Consider the following 22,726-nt stretch of genomic DNA (forward strand, 5'->3'; position numbering starts at 1 on the left):
GGCGACCAAGCGCTCACACGGGACGGGCGGGTGGCATGACCTCAGCAGTGGCAAGCGAACTGACCGCGGAACTACGGGGGTTCAGGGAAGTACAGCAGCTCTCCTACGCCTGCGCGGAGGCGGTCGCGGCCCAGCTGAGGCCGGGCGTGACCGAGCGCGAGGCGGCGCGGATGCAGCGCGAGTGGCTGTACGAGCGCGGGGTGAAGGACTGGTTCCACCGCCCCTTCGCCTGGTTCGGGGACCGCACCGCCTTCGTCGACTTCAGGATCCCCCTGCAGTTCTTCCCCACCGACAAGCGCCTGGAGCCGGGGATGCCGTTCATCCTCGACATGGCGCCCGTCTACAAGGGGTACACGGCCGACATCGGCTACAGCGGCTGCCTCGGCCTCAACCCGCTGCACGACAAGCTCCTCGCCGATCTGCGCGAGCACCGCGAGCTGATCCTCCGCGAGGTGCGCGAGCGGCGCAGCCTGCGCGAGATATACGAGGACGTGGACCGGCTCATGGTCCGCCAGGGGTACGCCAACCGGCACCGGGCCTATCCCTTCGGCGTGATCGCCCACAAGATCGACCGGGTGCGGGAGCGGCGGTTCGCCCCCACCCTGTTCGGCTTCGGCACCCAGTCCCTCAAGGGGCTGCTGAGCGACGCCGTGCACGGCCACCGGGACGGCTGGTCGCCGCTCTGGTCCCCCTACAAGTTCTCCGACCACCCGCCCACGCCGGGCCTCTGGGCGGTCGAGCCGCACCTCGGATTCCGGGGGACGGGCGCGAAGTTCGAGGAGATCCTGGTCGTCACCGACTCCAGGGACCCCGAGCAGAGCGCGTTCTGGCTGGACGACGACCTGCCGCACGTGCGGCGGTGGAACGAAGGAGCGGTGTGATGGCGGGCGCGGGACTCAAGGGGGCGCGGGAGCGCCGGGTCCGTACGGGCGGGATCGAGCTGTGCGTCGCCGAGCTCGGCGACGCCGACCGGCCGACGGTGCTGCTCGTGCACGGCTACCCGGACTCGAAGGAGGTCTGGTCGGAGGTCGCGGTGCGGCTCGCGGAGGAGTTCCACGTCGTGCTGTACGACGTGCGGGGCCACGGGCGTTCGACGGCGCCCGCGCCGCTGCGCGGCGGCTTCACCCTGGAGAAGCTGACCGACGACTTCCTCGCCGTCGCCGACGCGGTCAGCCCGGACCGGCCGGTCCACCTCGTCGGGCACGACTGGGGCTCGGTGCAGTCGTGGGAGTTCGTCACCGTGCCGCGCACCGAGGGCAGGATCGCCTCCTTCACCTCCATGTCGGGCCCGTCGCTCGACCACTTCGGGCACTGGATCAAGAGCCGGATGACCCGTCCCACCCCGCGCCGGGTCGGACAGCTCCTCGGCCAGGGAGCCAAGTCCTGGTACGTGTACATGCTGCACACCCCGGTCCTGCCGGAGCTGGCGTGGCGCGGCCCCCTCGGCAAGCGCTGGCCGAAGCTCCTGGAGCGGATCGAGAAGATCCCGGCCGGCGACTACCCGACGGCCTCGCTGCCCTCCGACGCGGCCACCGGCGCCTGGCTCTACCGGGACAACGTCCGGGCGCGCCTCTCCCGGCCGCGCCCCGACGCCTTCGCGCACGCGCCCGTGCAGCTGATCACCCCGACCGGGGACGCCTTCCTCTCCGAGCGGCTCTACGACGACCTGGGCGCCTGGGTGCCGGAGCTCACCCGGCGCACCCTGCCCGCCAAGCACTGGGTGCCGCGCACCCGACCCGACCAACTGGCCGCGTGGATCACGGACTTCGTCCGCACCCACGAGGAGCCGGAGATGCGGGCGCCCCGGCCGGTGGCGGAGTCGACCGCGAAGAGCGGTGTGAAGCCGGCGTACGCGGAGCGGTTCGGCGGCCAGCTGGTGCTGGTCACCGGCGCCGCCAGCGGCATCGGGCGGGCCACCGCCTTCGCCTTCGCGGAGGCCGGGGCCCGGGTCGTCGCGGTCGACCGGGACGCCGAGGGCGCGGCCAGGACGGCCGAGATGGCACGGCTGATCGGCGCCCCGGAGGCATGGGGCGAGGCGGTGGACGTCTCCGACGAGCAGGCGATGGAGAAGCTGGCGGCCCGGGTGGCCGACGAGTACGGCATCGTCGACGTCCTCGTCAACAACGCGGGGATCGGCCTCACCGGCTCCTTCTTCGAGACGACCGGAGAGGAGTGGAAGCGGGTCCTGGACGTCAACCTGTGGGGTGTGATCCACGGTTGCCGGGTGTTCGGGGCGCAGATGGTGGCCCGCGGCCAGGGCGGCCACATCGTCAACACCGCCTCGGCGGCGGCCTTCCAGCCCTCGCGGGCGCTGCCGGCGTACAGCACCTCGAAGGCGGCGGTGCTGATGCTCAGCGAGTGCCTGCGGGCCGAACTGGCGGACCGGTCCATCGGGGTCAGCGCGATCTGCCCCGGGATCGTCAACACCAACATCACCGCGACCGCCCGCTTCGCCGGCGTCACGGACGCGGCGGAGGAGAAGCGGCGGCAGCAGAAGGCCTCGCGGCTGTACGGGCTGCGGAACTACCCGCCGGAGAAGGTGGCGGACGCGATCCTGGACGCGGTGCTGCACGACCGGGCGGTCGTGCCGGTCACGCCGGAGGCGCGGGGCGCCCACGCCCTGTCCCGGCTGGCCCCGGGCGCGCTGCGCGCCCTGGCCCGCTGGCAGCCGCCGGCGTAACGGCGGGGAGCCCGGGCGGGCGGTCGGTCGTACGATCCCTCGCAGCAGGGCCCCGCGCGGGGTGGAACGATCGGCCGGTGGGAGCGGGATGTCCGAGCAGTCAGCAGTGCGAGCGGAGTACCGGATCGAGGACCTCGCCCATCACAGCGGGGCCACGGTCCGGACCATCCGCGCCTACCAGGACCGCGGCCTGCTGCCCCGCCCGGAGCGGCGGGGCAGGGCGAACGTGTACGGGGACAGCCATCTGGCCCGGCTGCGCCAGATCGCCGACCTCCTCGACCGGGGCTACACGCTGGCCTCGATCAAGGAGCTCCTCGACGCGTGGGACACCGGCCGGGGGCTCGGCGGGGTGCTCGGGCTCGTCGCGGAGGTCCAGGGGCCGTGGACGGACGAGGAGGCGGCCCGGATCTCCCGCGCGGAGCTCGACGCCCGCTTCGGCGGCGACCCGGACGAGGACGCCGTGCGGGAGGCGGTCGAGCTCGGCGTCCTGGAGCGGATCCCGGGCCGGGAGGCCGAGGAGTACCTGGTCCCCAGCCCACAAGAGCTGACGGTGGCCGTGGAGTTGCACGCGGCGGGGGTGCCGCTCTCCGCGATCACCGGTCATCTGAGGGAACTTCGGGAGCAGGTCGAGCACATAGCGTCCCGTTTCCTGGAGTTCACCACCGAGCACGTCTTCGCCCGCTATCTGGAGCACCGGCCGCCGACGGACTCCGACGCGGCCGAGGCGGCGACGATGGTACGGCGCCTCCGCCCGCTCGCCCAGCAGACGGTGGACGCCGAACTGGCCCGCGCCATGCGGATCCTGGCGACCCGTCACCTCCAGATCCACCTCTCGCCCGAGGGTCCGCCGCCGAGGGACGACGAGCCGCGCCCGGTGCCGATCCCGGCGGACACGATCAGGGCCGTACAGGCGCTCGTTGGCCCGGAGGCCGTCGCGGCGTTCCTGACGGCGGCGGCCGAACGCGAGGTCAACAAAAGGACATTGGATACATTGACGCTAAATGCCATCAATTCCCCCACTGTTCAATAAACCACTTGATTCCCCAGGGTAGTTGTCCACAGAATCCTCAACTGGCTTGTGGATAACTCATGTTGGCTGTGGATCAAACCTGAACGGGGAAGAACGATGGACGAACGTCGCACGGTGAAGGTGTCCAAATACCTCTCGAAGCACCTGCGGCACCAGCCGGAGCGGATCGGACTGGTCCTCGACGCGCACGGCTGGACCGAGATCGACGCGCTGCTCGCCGCCGCGGCCGCCCACGGCTTCCCCATCGGCCGCGCGGAGCTGGACCATGTGGTCGCCTCCAACGACAAGCAGCGCTTCGCCGTCGAGGGCACCCGGATCCGGGCCAGCCAGGGCCACACGATCAGCGTCGACCTCGACCTGCCGGCCGCCGAGCCGCCCGCGTACCTCTACCACGGTACGGTCGCCGCCCGGCTGCCCGCGATCCGGACGGAAGGGCTGCGGCCCATGGCCCGCCACGACGTGCACCTCTCCCCCGACCGCGAGACGGCGACCCGAGTCGGGGCGCGACGGGGCCGGCCGGTGGTGCTGAGCGTGGACGCGGGGGCGATGCACCGGGCGGGACACGAGTTCCGGGTCAGCGCCAACGGGGTCTGGCTGACGGCGGCGGTACCGGCGCGGTTCATCCGCTTCCCCGACTGAGCGGGCCGAGGGGGCCGAGGGGGCCGAGCCGCTGCGGCATGATCGGGTCATGTCGCACCCGCACCTGCCCAGCACCCAGGCCGCCGTCAACGCCGTCCGCGCGCTCGCCCAGGAGTTCGGTCTGGAGATCGTCGTGACCGACGACATCGGCGCGGACCAGACCTCGCGCCGCACCTCCGCCGGCGCCTTCAGCGTGCTGGACGAGGACGGCTCGCTGCCGCACGAGGCCTTCATCGAGCTCGGCGGCTCCCCCTCCGTCTCCGTGCAGCTCTACCCCGAGGACGACGCCAGGATCGTCGTGGACGGCGTCGAGTTCGCCGACGTGCCGAGGGACGCCGTCCCCGGCTTCGTACGGGCGCTCCACACCGGTCTCGCGCATGTGAAGGGACGGTTCTTCCCGCCCGGCCAGTGGCTGATCGTCCCCGTGCCCGGCGGCCGTACGTACAAGGAGCTCGTCCCGATGACGGCGCTCACCCCGTGGCTGAGCTCCCGCGTCCGCTGACGGACCCACGCGCCTGGCCGAGGCGCGCCAAGGCCTCCGTGGCGATGGACTCGAAGACGGCCCGGTCGGCGGCGAACACCGAGTCCTGGATGGGCCAGTGGATCACGATCTCGGTGAAGCCGAGGTCGCGGTGGGTGCCGGCGAAGTCCACGAAGGCCTCCAGGGAGGAGAGCACCTCGTTCTTCTCCGGGGTGAAGCCGGTGAGCAGGATCTTGTCCAGCTCGGCCACGTCCCGGCCGACATCCGCGCACGCCTTGCCCAGCCGCTCGACCTGACCGCGCAGTGCCTCCACCGACTCGGCCGCCGTACCCGACTCGTACAGCTTCGGGTCGCCGGTCGTCACCCACGCCTGCCCGTGGCGGGCGGCGAGCCGCATCCCGCGCGGGCCGGTCGCGGCCACCGCGAAGGGCAGCCGGGGGCGCTGCACGCAGCCCGGGATGTTGCGGGCCTCCTCGGCCGAGTAGAACGTGCCGCGCTCCGTCACCGCGTCCTCGGTGAGCAGCCGGTCGAGCAGCGGGACGAACTCGGCGAGCCGGTCCGCCCGCTCCTTCGGCGTCCACGGCTCCTGGCCCAGCGCGGTGGCGTCGAAGCCGTTGCCGCCGGCGCCGATGCCGAGGGTGACCCGGCCGCCCGAGACGTCGTCGAGCGAGATGAGCTCCTTCGCCAGCGTCACCGGGTGCCGGAAGTTGGGCGAGGTGACGAGGGTGCCCAGGCGCAGCCGGTCCGTGGCGGTCGCGGCCGCGGTGAGAGTCGGCAGGGCGCCGAACCACGGGCCGTCCCGGAAGGTGCGCCAGGACAGGTGGTCGTAGGTGTACGCGGTGTGGAAACCGAGCTCCTCCGCGCGCTGCCAGGTGGCACGGCCCCCCTCGTGCCAGCGGTCGACAGGAAGGATCACGGTGCTCAGACGCAGACTCATGCCCCGAGCGTACGTCGCCCACGCGGCGCGAGCCTTTCCGAAGGCCGCCCCCGAAACCGCCGACCGCACGGCCGGCCGTCCCCGAAGCCCCCCGAAAACGTACAGCTCACGCGCTGTCTCCCCGCCCGGTCACTCAGATGTGCGGGGACGCGCACGCCCGTGCGTCCGGTGCGGCACCATAAGGAGGTGACCTCTCCCCACCTCTCCGCCCGCGCCTCCCGGCCCGCCGCCCGTCTCGTCGCCACCGATCTCGACGGCACTCTCCTGCGCGACGACAAGTCCGTCTCCGAGCGGACCGTCGCCGCCCTCGCCGCGGCCGAGCGGGCGGGGATCGAGGTCTTCTTCGTCACCGGTCGCCCGGCCCGCTGGATGGACGTGGTCAGCGCCCACGTCCACGGCCACGGCCTCGCCATCTGCGCCAACGGCGCGGCCGTCGTGGACCTGCACGCGGGCGGCGTCTTCCAGCAGGTGCGCCCGCTGCCCCGGTCCGCCGCCCTCGACGTCGTACGGGCGCTGCGGGCCGCCGCACCGGGCACCAGCTTCGCCGTCGAGATGACCACCGGCATCCACTACGAGCCGCTGTACCCGCCGTTCTTCCTCGACCCCGGCGCCACCGTCGCCACCGCCGAGAAGCTGCTGTACGAGGAGGCGCCGGACGCCGCCGCGCCCGTCCTCAAACTGCTCGCCCAGCACCCCGAGCTCGACCCCGACGTGTTCCTGGCGACGGCCCGGGAGGCCGCCGGCCACCTGGCCTCCTTCACCCGCTCCAGCCCCACCGCGCTCATCGAGATCAGCGCCCTGGGCGTCTCCAAGGCGTCGACGCTGGCCCTCTGCTGCGAGCAGCGCGGCATCTCGCCGGACGAGGTGGTGGCCTTCGGCGACATGCCGAACGACATCGAGATGCTGAGCTGGGCGGGCCGCTCGTACGCGATGGGCAACGCCCACCCCGACGTCGTCGCCGCCGCCTCCGGCCGCACGGTCGGCAACAACGACGACGGCGTCGCCGTCGTCATCGAACAGCTCGTCGCCGAAGCGGTCGCGGCACCGCGCGCCGGCACGGACCTCTAGAGCCGCACCCCACACATCCAGAGCCGCTCCCCACACCTCCAGAACCGCGCCCGCACCTCTAGAGCGGCGCCTCCCACACCACCGACGTGCCGCCGCCGGCCTCGGCGAGGCCCGGGCCGCACCAGCTCGCGCCGCCGAGGGACTCGGCGCGGCGGGCGAGGTTGCGCAGTCCGCTGCGGCGGCCGCCCTCGGGCAGGCCGACGCCGTCGTCGGCGACCGTGAGCCGTACCCCGGGCGACCCGTCCGGCAGGGTCACGGTCGCGTCGACGACGACGTCGATGCGGCCGGCCGAGGCGTGCCGGAAGGCGTTGGAGAGCGCCTCGCGGAGTGCGGCGATCAGGTTCTTGCCCGTCAGCTCGCCGACGGTGGCGTCGATCGCGCCGAGGAAGCGGTGGGCGGGCTTGAAGCCCAGCGGCACCGCCGCCATGTTGATCTCCCGGAGGACGCGCGTGCGCAGCCCCGACGGCGCCTCCGCGGGGCCCTGCTGGAGGGCGAAGATCGCCGTGCGGATCTCCTGGATGGTCACGTCCAGCTCGTCCACGGCCTTGCCGACGCCCTCCTGGACGGCCGGCACGACCGCCTTCCGATGGGCGCTCTCCAGCATCATCCCGGTGGCGAAGAGCCGCTGGATGACGAGGTCGTGCAGGTCGCGGGCGATCCGGTCGCGGTCCTCGAAGACCGCGAGCCGCTCCCGGTCGCGCTGCGCCTCGGCCATCATCAGCGCGAGCGCCGCCTGCGAGGCGAACTGGGTGGCGAGGGTCCGCTCCGCCTCGGTGAAGGGCCGGGCACCCCTGGCCCGGGGCATCGCGAGCGCGCCGAGCACCCGGCCGCCGCTCTGCAGCGGCAGCAGCATGATCGGCCCGTACAGGGAGGTCAGCCGGTTGATCATGCGCGGGTCGGTGGAGGCGTCCTGGACGAAGACCGCCTCGCCCTCCAGGAGGAGCTCCACGACCTGGCTCTCCGGCGGGATCACCATGCCCAGGGACCTGGTGGCGCTGGCCGACGAGACGGCGACGATCTCCAGGCCGCCCTCCTCGGCGGGCAGCAGCACGATCCCGGCGTCCGCGTCGGCGAGCCGCCGGGCCTGTTCGGCGACGACGGCGAGGGCGTCGTCGGCATCGCCGCCGGAGAGCAGGGCGGTGGTGACGGCGACGGAGCCGTCGATCCACCGCTCGCGCTGGCGGGCGGCCTCGTAGAGGCGGGCGTTGCCGATGGCGATGCCCGCCTCGGTGGCGAGCACCCGGACCATGTGCTCGTCGTAGTCGTTGAACTCCTCGCCGCTGCGCTTCTCCGCGAGGTAGAGGTTGCCGAAGATCTCGCCCTGGACGCGGATGGGGACGCCGAGGAAGGTCCGCATGACCGGGTGGCCGGGCGGGAATCCGGCCGCGCGCGGGTCGGAGGCGAGATCGGCGAGCCGGATCGTCCGGGGCTCGCGGATGAGCGCGCCGAGCAGCCCGGCGTGCCCGTCGGGCCGGCGCCCGATGCGCCGGGCCACGTCCTCGGCGACGCCGTACGTGACGAAGTCGGAGAGGCCCTTGCCCTCCTCGTCGACGACTCCGATGGCCGCGTAGCGGGCGCCGGCCAGCTCGGCCGCGGTCTCGCAGATCCGGTCGAGGGTGGTGTGGAGTTCGAGCCCGGTGCCCACCGACCGCATCGCTTCGAGCAGCTGCGGCACGCGGGCGGTCAGCTCCGTGGAGAGCCCCTGGAGGCTGCGGGTGGCCTCGGTGGCGGCGACCAGGGGGTCCGGGGAATCGGGCGTGGCGGCGGTCATGGCCCTGAGCCTAGTTAGTCCTATTTGGAGAGAAAAGTCGGATGGTCGGCGGGGGTCGGCGTGGCACCGGCGAGGAGCAGATCGGCCGCCCGCTCCTGCTCCAGCATCCGCCGCAGCGGCCCGTCCTGGGCGGCGAGCGCGGCGTACGGTCCGCGCTGCACGGTCCGTCCGCCGTCCAGGACCACCACCTCGTCGACCGCGTCGAGTCCGTGCAGCCGGTGGGTGATGAGGACGGTGGTACGGCCCTCGGTGACGCGGAGCAGGTCGTCGGTGAGCGCGTCGGCGGTGGCCAGGTCCAGGTGCTCGGCCGGCTCGTCGAGGACGAGGACCGGGAAGTCGGCGAGGAGGGCGCGGGCCAGCGCGAGCCGCTGCCGCTGGCCGCCGGAGAGCTTCGAACCGTGCTCGCCCACCAGGGTGTCGAGCCCGTCGGGCAGTCCGTCGACCCAGTCGAGCAGCCGGGCCCGGCGCAGCGCCTCCCGCAGCTCCTCGTCGCCCGCGCCCGGGCGGGCGAGCCGCAGGTTCTCCCGCAGGGAGCTGTCGAAGAGGTGCGCGTCCTGCGCGCACAGGCCGACGAAGCGGCGTACGTCGTCGCCGTCGAGCTCCCGCGCCGCCACCCCGCCGATCCGGTACGTCCCCGCCTCCGCGTCCAGGAAGCGCAGCAGCACCTGGGCGAGCGTGGTCTTGCCGGAGCCCGAGGCGCCGACGACGGCGACCCGCCGCCCGGCGCCGAGGGTGAGCGCGAACCCGTCGAGCGCGGGCCGCTCCTGCCCGGCGTACCGGGCCGAGAGCCCGGCCAGCTCCAGCGGGAACGGCCCGGCCGGGGGAGCGGCGGCCACCGCCGGCTCGTGTACGGGGACGGGCGCGTCGAGCACCTCGAAGACCCGCTCGGCGCTGTGCCGGACCCGCCGGCGGTACTGGACGGCGAGCGGCAGGCCGGTGACGGCCTCGAAGGCGGCGAGCGGGGTGAGGACGACGACCGCGAGCGCGACGCCGTCGAGCCTGCCGTCCCGGACGGCCTGGACGCCGACCCAGGCCGCGGCGACCACCGTCAGGCCGCACACCAGGGCCGAGAGCCCGGCGCCGAGCGCGGCCGCTGCGGACTGCCGGGAGGCGATGCCGGTGAGGGTGCGGTCGGCGGCCCGCGCCCGGTCGAGCCGGTCCGGCAGCGCCCCGGCCACGGTCAGCTCGGCGCAGCCGCGCAGCGGATCGGCGACGGCCGTCGCGAGCGCCCCGCGGGCCGGGGCGAGCCGCCGCTCGGCCCGGCGGGCCAGCGCGGCGCCCAGCGGCGGCACGAGCACACCCGCCACGAGCAGGCCCACCGCGAGCACGGCGCCCGCCTCGGGCAGCAGCCAGGTGGTGAAGCCGACCGCGCCGAGCCCGACGACGAGCGCGGCACCGGCCGGGAGCAGCCAGCGCAGCCAGTAGTCCTGGAGGGCGTCGACGTCGTGGACGAGCCGGGCGAGCAGGTCGCCGCGCCGGGTGCGGCCGAGTCCGGCCGGGGCGATCCGTTCGAGCCGGGAGTAGACGGAGACCCGCAGTTCGGCGAGCATCCGCAGCACGGCGTCGTGCGAGACCAGCCGCTCGGCGTACCGGAAGACGGCCCGCCCGATGCCGAAGGCGCGGGTGGCGGTCACGGCGACCATGAGGTGCAGGACGGGCGGCTGCTCCGAGGCCCGCGAGATGAGCCACCCGGACACGGCCATGAGCCCCACGGCCGACCCGAGTGCGAGGCTCCCGAGCAGCAGCGCGAGCCCCATCCGCCCCTTGAGTTCGCCGGCCATGGACCGGACCCGGGCGAGGACGCCCTGGGGCTTCGCCGCCCCGGGCGCGGGCGGGCGTTCCTCCAGGGGCGGAACGGACGGGGGCACCCCTCCGACCGACCCGGCGCCGATCACGGCACCCGCACTGCCGGTGCCCTCACCAGCCGGTGCGGCGACCGTCCCGATCGTCACCACCCGATCCGCCACCGCGAGCAGCGCCGGCCGGTGCACCACGAGCAGCACCGTCCGCCCGGCGGCGAGCCGCCGCACCGCGTCGACGATCCCCGCCTCCGTCTCCCCGTCGAGCGCCGCCGTCGGCTCGTCGAGGAGCAGCAGCGGCCGGTCCGCTAGGAAGGCCCGCGCCAGCGCGAGCCGCTGCCGCTGTCCGGCCGAGAGCCCGGCGCCGTCCTCGCCGAGGACGGTCGCGGCCCCCTCGGGGAGGGCGTCCACGAAGACGTCCGCCCCGGCGTCCCGGAGCGCCGCCCGCACCTCCTCGTCATCGGCCCCGGGCCGGGCGAGCCGCACGTTCTCGGCGATCGTCCCGGCGAAGAGGTACGGCCGCTGCGGCACCCACGCGATCCGCTCGCGCCAGGCCGCCGGGTCCAGCTCCGCCAGCTCCACGCCCCCGACCCGTACGCTGCCGCCCTCCGGCTCCGTGAAACCGAGGACGACGTCGAGCAGGGTCGACTTCCCGGCGCCGCTGGGCCCGACGAGCGCCACCGTCTCCCCCGGCTCGACGGTGAGGCTCGCCGCGTCCAAGGAAGGCTCCGCGCGCCCCGGGTGGCGGACCGTCACCCGGTCGAGCTCCAGTCGCGTCTCGGCCGACACCGCCCGCGTACCGCCGCTCCGCACCGGGGTCTCCAGGACCTCGAAGATCTCCTCGGCCGCCGCGAGGCCCTCCGCCGCCGCGTGGAACTGGGCGCCGACCTGGCGCAGCGGCAGATACGCCTCGGGTGCGAGGACCAGGATGACGAGGCCGGTGTAGAGGTCGAGGGTGCCGTGGACGAGCCGCATGCCGATGGTGACGGCGACCAGCGCCACCGACAGCGTGGAGAGCAGTTCCAGGGCGAAGGAGGAGAGGAAGGCGATCCGCAGGGTTCGCATGGTCGCCCGCCGGTAGTCGGCGGTGATGGCGCGGATCGACGCGGCCTGGGCCTTGGCCCGGCCGAAGACCTTGAGGGTGGGCAGTCCGGCGACGACGTCGAGGAAGTGGCCGGAGAGCCGGGAGAGCAGCTTCCACTGCCGGTCCATCCGGGCCTGGGTGTACCAGCCGATCAGGATCATGAAGACCGGGATGAGGGGCAGGGTGACGACGATGATGGCGGCCGAGACCCAGTCCTCGGTGACGATCCGCGCGAGGACCGCGATCGGGACGACGACGGCGAGGCCGAGCTGGGGCAGGTAGCGGGCGAAGTAGTCGTCGAGCGCGTCCACGCCCCGGGTGGCGAGCGCGATGAGCGAGCCGGTGCGCTGCCCGCCGAGCCAGCCGGGCCCGAGTGCGGTGGCCTGCTCCAGGAGCCGGCCTCGGAGTTCGGACTTGACCGCCGCGCTGGCCCGGTGGGCCGCGAGCTCGGTCAGCCAGGAGACGAGGCCCCGGGCCACCGCGACCCCGGCGAGCAGCAGCAGGGGAGTGGTCAGCGCGGAAACCGAGAGGCCCTGCTGGAAGGCCCCCACCACGATCTCGGCGATGAGCATCGCCTGGGCGATGACCAGACCCGCCCCGACCAGGCCGAGCACCACGACCGCGACGAGGAAGACACGGGTCGCCCGGGCGTACCGGAGGAGACGCGGGTCGATCGGTTTCACGTGAAACATGCCCCTCTGCTGTGAGCTCTGGTGCGAGCTCCGATGCGGACAGGCCCTAGTGGGCGTCGACGATGTGCTGGGTGCCGATCCGCTTGCGGAAGACCCAGTAGGTCCAGCCCTGGTAGAGCAGTACCAACGGCGTGGCGATGGCCGCACACCAGGTCATGATCTTGAGCGTGTACGGGCTCGACGACGCGTTCGTCACCGTCAGGCTCCACGCGGGGTCGAGCGAGGACGGCATGACGTTCGGGAAGAGCGCCAGGAACAGCATGGCGACCGCGGCGGCGATCGTCACCCCCGAGAGCGCGAACGACCAGCCCTCGCGCCCCGCCTTGATGGCGCCGATCGCACCGACCAGCGAGAGCGCCGCGACGAGCATCGCCGCGAGGCTCAAGGCGTCACCCGAGTCGGCCTGGGTCCAGATCAGGAAGGCGAGCGCGAGCACCGCCGTGACGAGGCCCAGCTTCAGGGCGAGCGCCCGGGCCCTGGCCCGGATGTCGCCGACCGTCTTCAGGGCCGCGAAGACCGTGCCGTGGAAGGTGAAGAGGGTGAGCGTCACCAGTCCGCCGAGGATCGCGTACGGGTTGAGCAGGTCCCAGAAGGTGCCGACGTACTCCATGTTCGCGTCGATCTTCACGCCGCGGACGATGTTGCCGAAGGCGACGCCCCACAGGATCGCGGGGATCAGCGAGGTCCAGAAGATCGCCTGCTCCCAGTTGCGCTGCCAGTTCTCCTCGGGCCGCTTGGCCCGGTACTCGAAGGCGACACCGCGGATGATGAGGCAGACGAGGATGATCAGCAGCGGCAGGTAGAAGCCGGAGAAGAGGGTGGCGTACCACTCGGGGAAGGCGGCGAAGGTCGCGCCGCCGGCGGTCAGCAGCCAGACCTCGTTGCCGTCCCAGACGGGTCCGATGGTGTTGATCAGGACCCGCTTCTCGGGCCGGTTCCGAGCGAGCAGCTTGGTGAGGATGCCGACCCCGAAGTCGAAACCCTCAAGGAAGAAGTAGCCGGTCCAGAGGACGGCGATGAGTACGAACCAGACGTCGTGGAGTTCCATGCCTCGATCTCCTGAGCCTCAGTACGAGAAGGCCATGGGCCGGTCGGGGTCACGGGTGTCCCCGCCGATCTTGGTGGGCGGGTTGAGGTCGTCCTCGGTCAGCTCGGGCGGGCCTGCCTTCACGTACTTCACGAGGAGCTTGACCTCGATGACGGCGAGGACCGCGTACAGGGCGGTGAAGACGATCATCGAGGTGAGCACCTCGCCCTGGGAGGTGCCGGGGGAGACGGCGGCGCTGGTCCGCATCACGCCGTAGACGACCCACGGCTGGCGGCCCATCTCGGTGAAGATCCAGCCCCAGGAGTTGGCGATGAGCGGGAAGAGCATGGTCCAGAGGGCCACGATCCAGTACCACGTGCCGATCTTCGGGCTGAGCGCCTTGTTCCTGAAGAGGACGAGGTTCGGCACTTCGTCCTCACCGGTCCGCAGGCCGGGGGCGATCAGGAACTTCTTGCGGGTCAGCCAGAGTCCGACGACGCCGATGGCGAGCGAGGCCATGCCGAAGCCGATCATCCAGCGGAAGCCCCAGTAGGCGACGGGGATGTTGGGCCGGTAGTCGCCGGGCCCGAACCTCTCCTGCTCGGCCTTGTTGACGTCGTTGATGCCGGGGACGTACGAGTGGAAGTCGCCGTTGGCGAGGTAGGACAGTATCCCGGGGATCTCGATGGCGACCTCGTTGTGGCCCTTGTCCACATCGCCGATCGCGAAGATCGAGAAGGGCGCGGGCGCCTCGCCGTCCCACAGTGCCTCGGCGGCGGCCATCTTCATCGGCTGCTGCTTGAACATGACCTTGCCGAGCATGTCCCCGCTGATGGCGGTGCCGAGGCCGGCGATGATCAGCGTGATCAGGCCGAGCCGCAGCGAGGTCCGCATCACCGGGACGTGCCGCTTGCGCATCAGGTGGAAGGCGGAGATGCCGACCATGAAGGCGCCGCCGACGAGGAAGGCGGCCGTCATGGTGTGGAAGAACTGGGTGAGGGCGGTGTTCTGGGTGAGCACCTGCCAGAAGTCGGTGAGCTCGGCGCGCGGACCCTGGCCGCGGTCCTCGTTGATGCGGTAGCCGACCGGGTGCTGCATCCAGGAGTTGGCGGCCAGGATGAAGTACGCGGAGAGGATCGTGCCGATCGACACCATCCAGATGCAGGCGAGGTGGATCTTCTTCGGCAGTTTGTCCCAGCCGAAGATCCACAGGCCGATGAAGGTGGACTCGAAGAAGAAGGCGATGAGGGCCTCGAAGGCCAGCGGGGCGCCGAAGATGTCACCGACGAAGCGGGAGTAGTCCGACCAGTTCATGCCGAACTGGAACTCCTGCACGATGCCGGTGACGACACCCATCGCGATGTTGATGAGGAAGAGCTTCCCCCAGAACTTGGTGGCCCGGAGGTACTTCTCCTTCCCGCTCCGCACCCAGGCGGTCTGGAGCCCCGCGGTGAGCGCGGCGAGCGAGATCGTCAGCGGAACGAAGAGAAAGTGGTAGACGGTGGTGATGCCGAACTGCCAGCGCGCCAAAGTCTCCGGCGCCAGAGCGAGGTCCACGTCGTCTTCTCCTTACATCGCCGTGGTCACATCGGCAGTTTGCCCCTTTGCTCCCCCCTGTTACGGGACGAACGGGACACGCTTGTGAACGCGTTCACATTCACAAGCATTATGACTCATACGAAATCCGTACTGGAGAGTGGGGGGCTGTACCGAAGGTCACACCTTCCCAGGGGCTTCAACATATTGTTGAATTCGCCCCATGACCCTTCGGATACGCCTCAGTTGGCCGGCCGGGCACACCACGGCCACCCTCGACGAGACCCCCACGAGCACGGCGCTCCTGGGGGCACTGCCGATCGTCTCCACCGCCCGCACCTGGGGCGAGGAGGTCTACTTCGACACTCCGGTCTCGGTGCCGCGCGAGGAGGGGGCACGCCAGGTCGTCGACCCCGGCACGGTGGCCTTCTGGACCGACGGCGACGCCCTCGCCCTCCCCTACGGGCCGACCCCGATCTCACGGGGCGAGGAGTGCCGCCTCGCGAGCCCGTGCAATCTGCTGGGCTCGCTCGACGAGGACCCGCGGATCCTGGCCACCGTCCGCGACGGCGACCCGATCCGCGTGGAACTCGCCTGAGAGCCCTCAGGGCAGCCGGTACGCCGCCCCCGAGCCTTCAGGTTCCCTGGCGGAAGCCTTCCCTCACTTACGGAAGCCCTCCGTCACCTTCAGGAACAGGTCGTTCGCCTCGGTCTCGCCGATCGTGACGCGCACGCCCTCCCCCGCGAACGGCCGCACCACCACACCGTGCCGCTCGCACTCCGCCGCGAACTCCATGGTGCGCTCGCCGAGCCGCAGCCAGACGAAGTTCGCCTGGGCGTCCGGCACCGTCCAGCCCTGGGCCACGAGCCCCGCGCGGACCCGCTCGCGCTCCGCCACCAGCGAACCGACCCGGCCGAGCAGCTCGTCCTCGGCGCGCAGCGAGGCCACCGCCGCGTCCTGCGCCACCTGGCTCACGCCGAACGGCACCGCCGTCTTGCGCAGCGCCGCCGCCACCGGCTCGTGGGCGATCGCGAAGCCGACCCGCAGCCCCGCCAGGCCGTACGCCTTGGAGAAGGTGCGCAGCACCGCCACGTTCGGCCGGTCGCGGTAGAGCTCGACGCCGTCCGGGATGTCGATGTCGCGCACGAACTCCTTGTACGCCTCGTCGATCACGACCAGGACGTCGGAGGGCACTTGGTCGAGGAAGCGCTCCAGCTCGGCCCGGCGCACCGCGGTGCCCGTGGGGTTGTTGGGGTTGCAGACGAAGATCAGCCGGGTCCGCTCGGTGATCGCCTCGGCCATGGCGTCGAGGTCGTGCGTCTCGTCGTCCTTGAGCGGCACCTGCACCGAGGTGGCCCCGCTGATCTGCGTGATGATCGGGTACGCCTCGAAGGAGCGCCAGGCGTAGATCACCTCGTCGCCCGGGCCCGAGGTCGCCTGGAGCAGCGACTGGGCGACGCCGACCGAGCCGGTGCCGGTGGCGATGTGGGAGACCGGGACGCCGAAGCGGTCGGCCAGCTCCGCGGAGAGCGCGGTGCAGGCCATGTCCGGGTACCGGTTGAAGTTCGCGGCGGCGGCCAGCGCGCTCTCCATCACGCCCGGCAGCGGGGGGTAGGGGTTCTCGTTGGAGGACAGCTTGAAGGCGACCGGGCCGCCCGCGGCGGCCGGCTTGCCCGGCTTGTAGGTGGGGACGCCGTCCAGCTCGGCGCGCAGCTTCGGGGTGGACGCGCTCGTCCCGCTGGTCTCGCTCACAGTGTGGCCTCCTCGACCGTCCGTACCGCCAATGCTTCTCACCTTATGAGGATTCCGGCCCGCTGCGAATGGGCTGTGGACAACAGCCCTGCAACGCTGTGGAAAACCGCCCCGCCGCCCCTCTCTCCGACCTTCCCTCCGACCTTCCCTCCGACCTTCCCTCCGGCCTTCCCTCCGACCTTCCCTCCGGCCTTCCCTCCGGCCCCCTCCGACCCTCCGTCCAACCTCCCCCTCCGGCCCTCCCCACGCGAGGGGGCGCACGGGCGGGTGGCGTGCGCCGGTGGCGAGCGCCGTGGCGCGCATCCCCCGTAGAGGTGAGTTGAGACCTCTTCGAGACCTCTCCCCCACACCAGGCCCATCCCGCCCGACGGCATCAAGTCGCATGGAAAAACCCTCAACTACCTTGGATTCTCCTTCATTTGACCTGGGTCGACCATGCAGAAACGTGCCTGTCAACGCTTGCATATGCGACCGTCTCGCCCACCCCGCATCGCCCTACTATCGGCTCGCCATGACAGCAGCAGGGAAGCACCAGGTGAGCCGGGCACAGACCCGGGGAAGCCGGCAGGGCCGGGCAGGCATCCGGGACGTGGCCGCCGCCGCCGGGGTCTCCATCACGACTGTCTCCGACGCGCTCAACGGCAAGGGCCGACTCCCGGACGCCACCCGCAGGCACGTCCGCGAGGTCGCCGACCGGCTGGGCTACCGCCCCTCCGCGGCGGCCCGCACGCTCCGCACCGGCAAGTCGGGACTCATCGGCCTGACCGTGACGACATACGGGGATGAACCTTTCACCTTCACGGAGTTCGCCTACTTCGCGGAGATGGCCAGGGCCGCCACGTCGGCCGCGCTCGCCCGCGGCTACGCCCTCGTCATCCTCCCCGCGACATCACGCCATGACGTCTGGTCGAACGTCGCCCTCGACGGCACCGTCGTCATCGACCCCTCCGACCACGACCCGGTCGTCACCGAGCTCGTCCGCCAGGGCCTCCCCGTCGTCTCCGACGGGCGCCCCGCCGGCACGCTCCCGGTGACCGCCTGGGTCGACAACGACCACGAGGCCGCCGTCCTCGCCCTCCTCGACCACCTCGCCGACGCCGGCGCGCGCCGGATCGGCCTCCTCACCGGCACCACCACCGACACCTACACCCGCCTCTCCACCACCGCGTACCTCAACTGGTGCGAGCGGGTCGGACAGGACCCCGTCTACGAGGCCTACCCGGCGCACGACCCGTGCGCGGGCGCCGTCGCGGCCGACCGGCTGCTCGCCCGCCCCGACCGTCCCGACGCCGTCTACGGCCTCTTCGACCCCAACGGCACCGACCTCCTCGCCGCCGCCCGCCGCTACGGGCTGCGCGTCCCGGACGACCTGCTGATCGTGTGCTGCAGCGAGTCCACCGTCTACGCCACCACCGAACCGCCCATCACGACGCTCTCGCTCAAACCGCGGCGCATCGGCACCGCCGTCGTCCAGCTCCTCATCGACGCCATCGAGGGGATCGAGGGCGACGGTCCGCTGGAGCAGGTGATACCGACCGAACTCATCGTCCGCACCTCCTCGCAGCGCCGGTCGCCGCGGACGACGGTGAGCCCGCCGCGCTCACCCGCGAAGGACTGACGGCACCCCTACGGACTCCGGCCGCGCCGAAAGAGCGGCCGGACGAACGACACGAGCACGTCGCGAACGCATCGCGAGCGTGACCGAGCACGACCGAGCACGACCGAACACATCGCGAACACGTCGCGAGCACGACCGAGTACGGCCCCGAGAACGAGCACCGTCCCGTCCCTGCCCGTGGGCGGGAACGGCGAAACCGGGCACCCCACCGGACCCGACCCTGGACTGGACCTTCTCAATTCGGGCGAAACAACCGGTGAACCCGGAGCCAACCCGGATTCACCACCCCTGGTGCGTCACACAGGCGGACCCTCATTCCTATGATGGGCGCACGACACCGCGGACCCCCCGACCAGGCCGGTCCGCGATGTGCAGGGCATCGCGACGGTGGTGGAGGGGTCGATGACTCAGGGGGACGGGCAGGATCCCGTGGAACGCACGGCGACATTGCGTGACTTCCGCGTACCCCCGTACGCCCGGGTGCCCGTGCAGGGCCACGCGGGCGAGCCGCCCGTCCCGCCCGCCGACCCCACGCTCCACCTGGGCACGCGCCCGGCCGCGTACCCCGAGCCGGTCGCGTTCCCGGAACCTCCGGCACGCCCCGAAGCCCCCACGTACACCGAGCCTCAGGTACGCCCCGAACCGGCCGCGTACACCGAGCCTCCGGCACACCCCGAACCGGCCGCGTACGCCGAGCCCCCGGTCCCGACGGCGCACGCCGACGCCGCCCGCCCCGTGGCCGCCGCCCCCGTCGCCGCCCCCTCCGCCCCCGTCGCCGCCTCGGCCTCCGCCCACCCCGGTGCCGGCGGCTTCCCCGACGACTTCCCGGACGGGTACACGCCCACCGAGCGCGACCTCCCGGTCATCCAGCGCGGCGACACCCTCCAGGTCCCCGTCGCCCCGGCCGCCGCTCCCGCGCCCGCGCCCACCGGCGACGGCCCCGGGCCGCTCTACGTCGTCGGCGACGTCCACGGCTACCTCGACGAGCTCCTCGCCGCCCTCCGCGCCCAGGGCCTCGTCGACGAGAACGGCGGCTGGGCCGCGGGCAACGCCCGGCTCTGGTTCCTCGGCGACTTCACCGACCGCGGACCCGACGGCATCGGCGTCATCGACCTCGTCATGCGGCTCTCCGCCGAGGCCGCCGCCGCCGGCGGCTACTGCAAGGCGCTCATGGGCAACCACGAGCTGCTCCTCATCGGCGCCAAGCGCTTCGGCGACACGCCCGTCAACTCCGGGGCCGGCACCGCCACCTTCCAGGCCGCCTGGCTGCTCAACGGCGGCCAGAAGCACGACATGGACCGCCTCCAGGACGTCCACCTCCAGTGGATGTCCCGGCTCGACGCCGTCGTCCGCGAGGACGACCACCTCCTGCTGCACTCGGACACCACCGCGTACCTCGACTACGGCCAGACGATCGAGGACGTCAACGACACCGTCCACGAGGTCCTCACGCGCAACGACGCAGACGAGGTCTGGGACCTCTTCCGGAAGTTCACCAAGCGCTTCGCCTTCCGCGACGAGGGCGGCCCGGAGGCCGTCCAGGAGCTGCTCGGCACCTACGGCGGCTCCCGGGTCGTGCACGGCCACAGCCCGATCCCGTACCTCCTCGGCCAGGTCGGCACGGAGGACGGCGAGGAGGAATCGCGCCCGGTGGTCGACGGCCCGCACGTCTACGCCGACGGTCTCGCCATCGCCATGGACGGCGGCGTCACCATGGCCGGAAAGCTGCTGGTGGTCCAACTCCCGCTGGGGGACTGACCCTCACCCTGCGCATCCGGAGCGGGCGAATTCCGGAAACCCCCTGTCAGCGCGCACGGTCACGGCCCTACCATCGGTCTCCCCAGTTAGGCAGGCTCTCCTCCGCTTCCGCCCGGACCGCCGTTCTCCACGGCCGGTCCCGGCCCATCGAGCATCGGGGGATGCACATGAACGTGGCTCCGCACCTGCTGACCGAGGACCGCGCCGAGTACGAGCGGGTCCTCGACGACGCACTGCGCACGGCTCCGCACCGGCCGGAACTCGCCGGAGCGGGCACCCGGCTGACCACCGGTCAGCTGCGCGCGATGGCTCTGAACGCGACAGCGCTGATCACCGCCGCGGCGGCGGGCGAGTACGAGCACTTCACCAAGGTCCGCGAGGCGGACCGCGCCGCCTCCAACCGCCCCCGGACCCCCGCCCCCGACGAGTCACCGGGCGCCGTCGCGGTCCTCACCGTCCTCGTCCCCGTCCTCGCCGGCACCGCCGCCGCGATCTTCCTCCTGGTCGGCGCCGTGGTCCGCTGGCTCGCCCCGGACGCCGCCCTCGGCACCACGCTGCTCACCGCCGGCCTGGTCTTCGGCGCCCTCGCCGCCGCCGGACTGCTCTGCGCGGGCGCCGGGCTCCTCCTGACCGCCCTCCGCAACCGCCCCGCCGAGACCGGTGCCCCCGACGACGAACTCGCCCGGGCCCGCGCCGCCTGGCGCCACGCCCTCCTGGAGCGCGGCGTCGTCCCCTTCCTCCAGGCCGCCCTCACGGCCACGGCCACGGCCACAGCCACGGCCGCCGACCCCGACCGGGACCCGACGCCCCCGCCCCCGTGAAGCGCCCCGGCCCGCGATCCCCCCGTGGACCGCGGGTCGGGGCGGGTCTCGTACGGCCGGCCGCTACTCCGCCATCGGCAGGTAGACGCGGTTGCCGGACGCGGCGAACTCCGCCGACTTCTCGGCCATGCCGGCCTCGATCTCCTCCTTCTTCAGGTCCCCGCCGTGCTCACGGCGGATGTCCTGGGAGATCTTCATCGAGCAGAACTTCGGACCGCACATCGAGCAGAAGTGGGCGGTCTTAGCGGGCTCCGCCGGCAGCGTCTCGTCGTGGAACTCACGGGCGGTGTCCGGGTCGAGGGCCAGGTTGAACTGGTCCTCCCAGCGGAACTCGAAGCGCGCGTCGGAGAGCGCGTCGTCCCACTCCTGCGCACCCGGATGCCCCTTGGCCAGGTCCGCCGCGTGCGCCGCGATCTTGTACGTGATGACACCGGTCTTCACGTCGTCGCGGTTCGGCAGGCCCAGGTGCTCCTTGGGCGTGACGTAGCAGAGCATCGCGGTGCCCCACCAGGCGATCATCGCCGCGCCGATGCCGGAGGTGATGTGGTCGTACGCGGGCGCGACGTCCGTCGTCAGCGGGCCGAGCGTGTAGAACGGCGCCTCCTCGCAGATCTCCTGCTGGAGGTCGATGTTCTCCTTGATCTTGTGCATCGGGACGTGGCCCGGGCCCTCGATCATCGTCTGCACGTTGTGGCGCTTGGCGATCGTGTTCAGCTCGCCGAGGGTGCGCAGCTCGGCGAACTGGGCGTCGTCGTTGGCGTCCGCGATCGAGCCGGGGCGCAGACCGTCGCCGAGCGAGTAGGTGACGTCGTACGCCGCGAGGATCTCGCAGAGCTCCTCGAAGTTCGTGTAGAGGAAGTTCTCCTTGTGGTGCGCGAGGCACCAGGCGGCCATGATCGAGCCGCCGCGCGAGACGATGCCGGTCTTGCGGCGCGCGGTGAGCGGCACGTACGGCAGGAGTACGCCGGCGTGCACGGTCATGTAGTCCACGCCCTGCTCGGCCTGCTCGATGACCGTGTCCTTGTAGATCTCCCAGGTCAGCTCCTCGGCCCGGCCGTCGACCTTCTCCAGGGCCTGGTAGAGCGGCACGGTGCCGATGGGCACGGGGGAGTTGCGCAGCACCCACTCGCGGGTGGTGTGGATGTTGCGGCCGGTGGACAGGTCCATGACCGTGTCGGCGCCCCAGCGGGTCGCCCAGGTCATCTTCTCCACCTCCTCCTCGATGGAGGAGGTGACGGCGGAGTTGCCGATGTTGGCGTTGACCTTCACCAGGAACCGCTTGCCGATGATCATCGGCTCGATCTCCGGGTGGTTGACGTTGGCCGGCAGCACCGCGCGGCCCGCCGCGATCTCCTCGCGGACGACCTCGGGGGAGACGTTCTCCCGGATCGCCACGTACTCCATCTCCGGGGTGATCTCGCCCCGGCGGGCGTACGCGAGCTGGGTCACGGCCTCCCCGGCGCGGCCCCGGCGGGGCAGCCGCGGACGGCCGGGGAAGACGGCGTCGAGGTTCTTGAGCCCGCCGCCGCGCGGCGAGGTGTGCTTGATGCCGTCGTCCTCGGGACGGACCGGGCGGCCCGCGTACTCCTCGGTGTCGCCGCGCGCGATGATCCAGTTCTCGCGGAGCGGGAGCAGGCCCCGGCGCACGTCGGTCTCGACGGCGGGGTCGGTGTACGGGCCGGACGTGTCGTACAGCGTCACGTCCTTGCCGTTGGTGAGGTGCACCTGACGGACCGGCACCCGGAGGTCGGGGCGGGAGCCCTCGACGTAGCCCTTGTGCCAGCCCGGCGTGCGCTCGTCCTGGCCGTCGTTCCGGCCGTCGTTCCGGTCGGAGGCAGGCGTGCGTGCATCCTGAATGGTCATGTGACCGAATCTCCCTACGCCGGCATTACCCGGTAACAGGTTCGGCGGTCGGCGCAGCCTCCTCCCGTACGTGTGCGTACGGTGATCAGCGCCCTCTCAGCCCGGTGCTCCGAGCTCCCGCGTGTGCAAAGGTGTCACGAGGCTAGCGCCCTCCCGGGCGTGCTGAACA

Annotated in this window: 17 protein-coding genes and 1 riboswitch; of the genes, 10 read left to right on the top strand and 7 right to left on the bottom strand. The window is 72.2% G+C overall.

The window, feature by feature from the left end; translation table 11 throughout:
- Window positions 1-35 precede the first annotated feature (35 nt).
- From HHL19_RS32820 to HHL19_RS32840, 5 genes are all read left to right on the top strand, one after another.
- The gene (locus HHL19_RS32820; RefSeq protein ID WP_169094021.1) at window positions 36-881 is read left to right on the top strand and encodes a M24 family metallopeptidase; all 846 of its coding nucleotides are present in this window, start codon (window positions 36-38) and stop codon (window positions 879-881) included.
- Complete coding sequence (locus HHL19_RS32825; protein WP_169094022.1) at window positions 881-2,680, top strand: SDR family oxidoreductase; 1,800 nt, start codon at window positions 881-883, stop codon at window positions 2,678-2,680. The genes HHL19_RS32820 and HHL19_RS32825 overlap by 1 nt, the downstream gene beginning before the upstream one ends.
- Before the next feature lie 88 nt (window positions 2,681-2,768).
- On the top strand, window positions 2,769-3,710 hold the full coding sequence (locus HHL19_RS32830) for a MerR family transcriptional regulator (RefSeq protein ID WP_169094023.1): 942 nt from the start codon (window positions 2,769-2,771) through the stop codon (window positions 3,708-3,710).
- 96 nt (window positions 3,711-3,806) lie between these two features.
- A complete protein-coding gene (locus HHL19_RS32835; RefSeq protein WP_169094024.1) occupies window positions 3,807-4,349 on the top strand; it encodes an RNA 2'-phosphotransferase in 543 nt (180 codons plus the stop codon).
- A gap of 49 nt (window positions 4,350-4,398) precedes the next feature.
- Window positions 4,399-4,851, top strand: coding sequence for a hypothetical protein (locus HHL19_RS32840; RefSeq protein ID WP_169094025.1), 453 nt, complete (start codon window positions 4,399-4,401; stop codon window positions 4,849-4,851).
- On the opposite strand, the gene HHL19_RS32845 is transcribed toward HHL19_RS32840, so the two are convergent.
- On the bottom strand, window positions 4,820-5,767 hold the full coding sequence (locus HHL19_RS32845) for an LLM class flavin-dependent oxidoreductase (protein ID WP_169094026.1): 948 nt from the start codon (window positions 5,765-5,767) through the stop codon (window positions 4,820-4,822). The two genes, HHL19_RS32840 and HHL19_RS32845, sit on opposite strands and share 32 nt — an antisense overlap.
- Before the next feature lie 186 nt (window positions 5,768-5,953).
- On the opposite strand from HHL19_RS32845, the gene HHL19_RS32850 reads away from it, so the two are divergent.
- Complete coding sequence (locus HHL19_RS32850) at window positions 5,954-6,835, top strand: Cof-type HAD-IIB family hydrolase (RefSeq protein ID WP_169094027.1); 882 nt, start codon at window positions 5,954-5,956, stop codon at window positions 6,833-6,835.
- 58 nt (window positions 6,836-6,893) lie between these two features.
- Here the strand turns inward: HHL19_RS32850 and HHL19_RS32855 are convergent, their stop codons facing one another.
- Genes HHL19_RS32855 through HHL19_RS32870 form a run of 4 tightly spaced genes read right to left on the bottom strand, consistent with a single transcriptional unit; the run spans window position 6,894 to window position 14,765 of the window.
- Window positions 6,894-8,606: a GAF domain-containing protein gene (locus HHL19_RS32855; protein WP_169094028.1), complete on the bottom strand. Its 1,713-nt coding sequence runs from the start codon at window positions 8,604-8,606 to the stop codon at window positions 6,894-6,896.
- Between the two features lie 20 nt (window positions 8,607-8,626).
- Window positions 8,627-12,172 (bottom strand): thiol reductant ABC exporter subunit CydD, encoded by a 3,546-nt coding sequence (cydD, locus tag HHL19_RS32860; protein ID WP_169094029.1) that lies wholly within the window; start codon window positions 12,170-12,172, stop codon window positions 8,627-8,629.
- Between the two features lie 55 nt (window positions 12,173-12,227).
- Complete coding sequence (gene cydB, locus HHL19_RS32865; RefSeq protein ID WP_169094030.1) at window positions 12,228-13,229, bottom strand: cytochrome d ubiquinol oxidase subunit II; 1,002 nt, start codon at window positions 13,227-13,229, stop codon at window positions 12,228-12,230.
- An 18-nt stretch (window positions 13,230-13,247) separates the two neighbouring features.
- Window positions 13,248-14,765, bottom strand: coding sequence for a cytochrome ubiquinol oxidase subunit I (locus HHL19_RS32870; RefSeq protein ID WP_169094031.1), 1,518 nt, complete (start codon window positions 14,763-14,765; stop codon window positions 13,248-13,250).
- A gap of 202 nt (window positions 14,766-14,967) precedes the next feature.
- Between HHL19_RS32870 and HHL19_RS32875 the strand changes: the two genes are divergently transcribed.
- Window positions 14,968-15,342 (top strand): cyclophilin-like fold protein, encoded by a 375-nt coding sequence (locus HHL19_RS32875; protein WP_169094032.1) that lies wholly within the window; start codon window positions 14,968-14,970, stop codon window positions 15,340-15,342.
- A gap of 63 nt (window positions 15,343-15,405) precedes the next feature.
- Here HHL19_RS32875 and hisC read toward each other — a convergent pair whose 3' ends face one another.
- On the bottom strand, window positions 15,406-16,497 hold the full coding sequence (gene hisC, locus HHL19_RS32880; RefSeq protein ID WP_169094033.1) for a histidinol-phosphate transaminase: 1,092 nt from the start codon (window positions 16,495-16,497) through the stop codon (window positions 15,406-15,408).
- 511 nt (window positions 16,498-17,008) lie between these two features.
- Here hisC and HHL19_RS32885 point away from each other — a divergent pair.
- From HHL19_RS32885 to HHL19_RS32895, 3 genes are all read left to right on the top strand, one after another.
- A complete protein-coding gene (locus tag HHL19_RS32885; RefSeq protein WP_169094034.1) occupies window positions 17,009-18,115 on the top strand; it encodes a LacI family DNA-binding transcriptional regulator in 1,107 nt (368 codons plus the stop codon).
- Between the two features lie 387 nt (window positions 18,116-18,502).
- Window positions 18,503-19,873 carry a metallophosphoesterase gene (locus HHL19_RS32890; RefSeq protein WP_346768509.1) on the top strand — a complete coding sequence of 457 codons (1,371 nt, stop codon included), beginning with the start codon at window positions 18,503-18,505 and terminating at the stop codon, window positions 19,871-19,873.
- 161 nt (window positions 19,874-20,034) lie between these two features.
- Window positions 20,035-20,694, top strand: coding sequence for a hypothetical protein (locus HHL19_RS32895; RefSeq protein WP_169094036.1), 660 nt, complete (start codon window positions 20,035-20,037; stop codon window positions 20,692-20,694).
- Window positions 20,695-20,757: 63 nt separating this feature from the next.
- On the opposite strand, the gene thiC is transcribed toward HHL19_RS32895, so the two are convergent.
- Complete coding sequence (gene thiC / locus HHL19_RS32900) at window positions 20,758-22,557, bottom strand: phosphomethylpyrimidine synthase ThiC (protein ID WP_169094037.1); 1,800 nt, start codon at window positions 22,555-22,557, stop codon at window positions 20,758-20,760.
- Window positions 22,552-22,688, bottom strand: a riboswitch (TPP riboswitch). It overlaps the preceding gene by 6 nt.
- Between the last annotated feature and the right edge of the window lie 38 nt (window positions 22,689-22,726).

The sequence above is a fragment of the Streptomyces sp. R302 genome, from assembly GCF_012927245.1.
Lineage (GTDB): Bacteria > Actinomycetota > Actinomycetes > Streptomycetales > Streptomycetaceae > Streptomyces.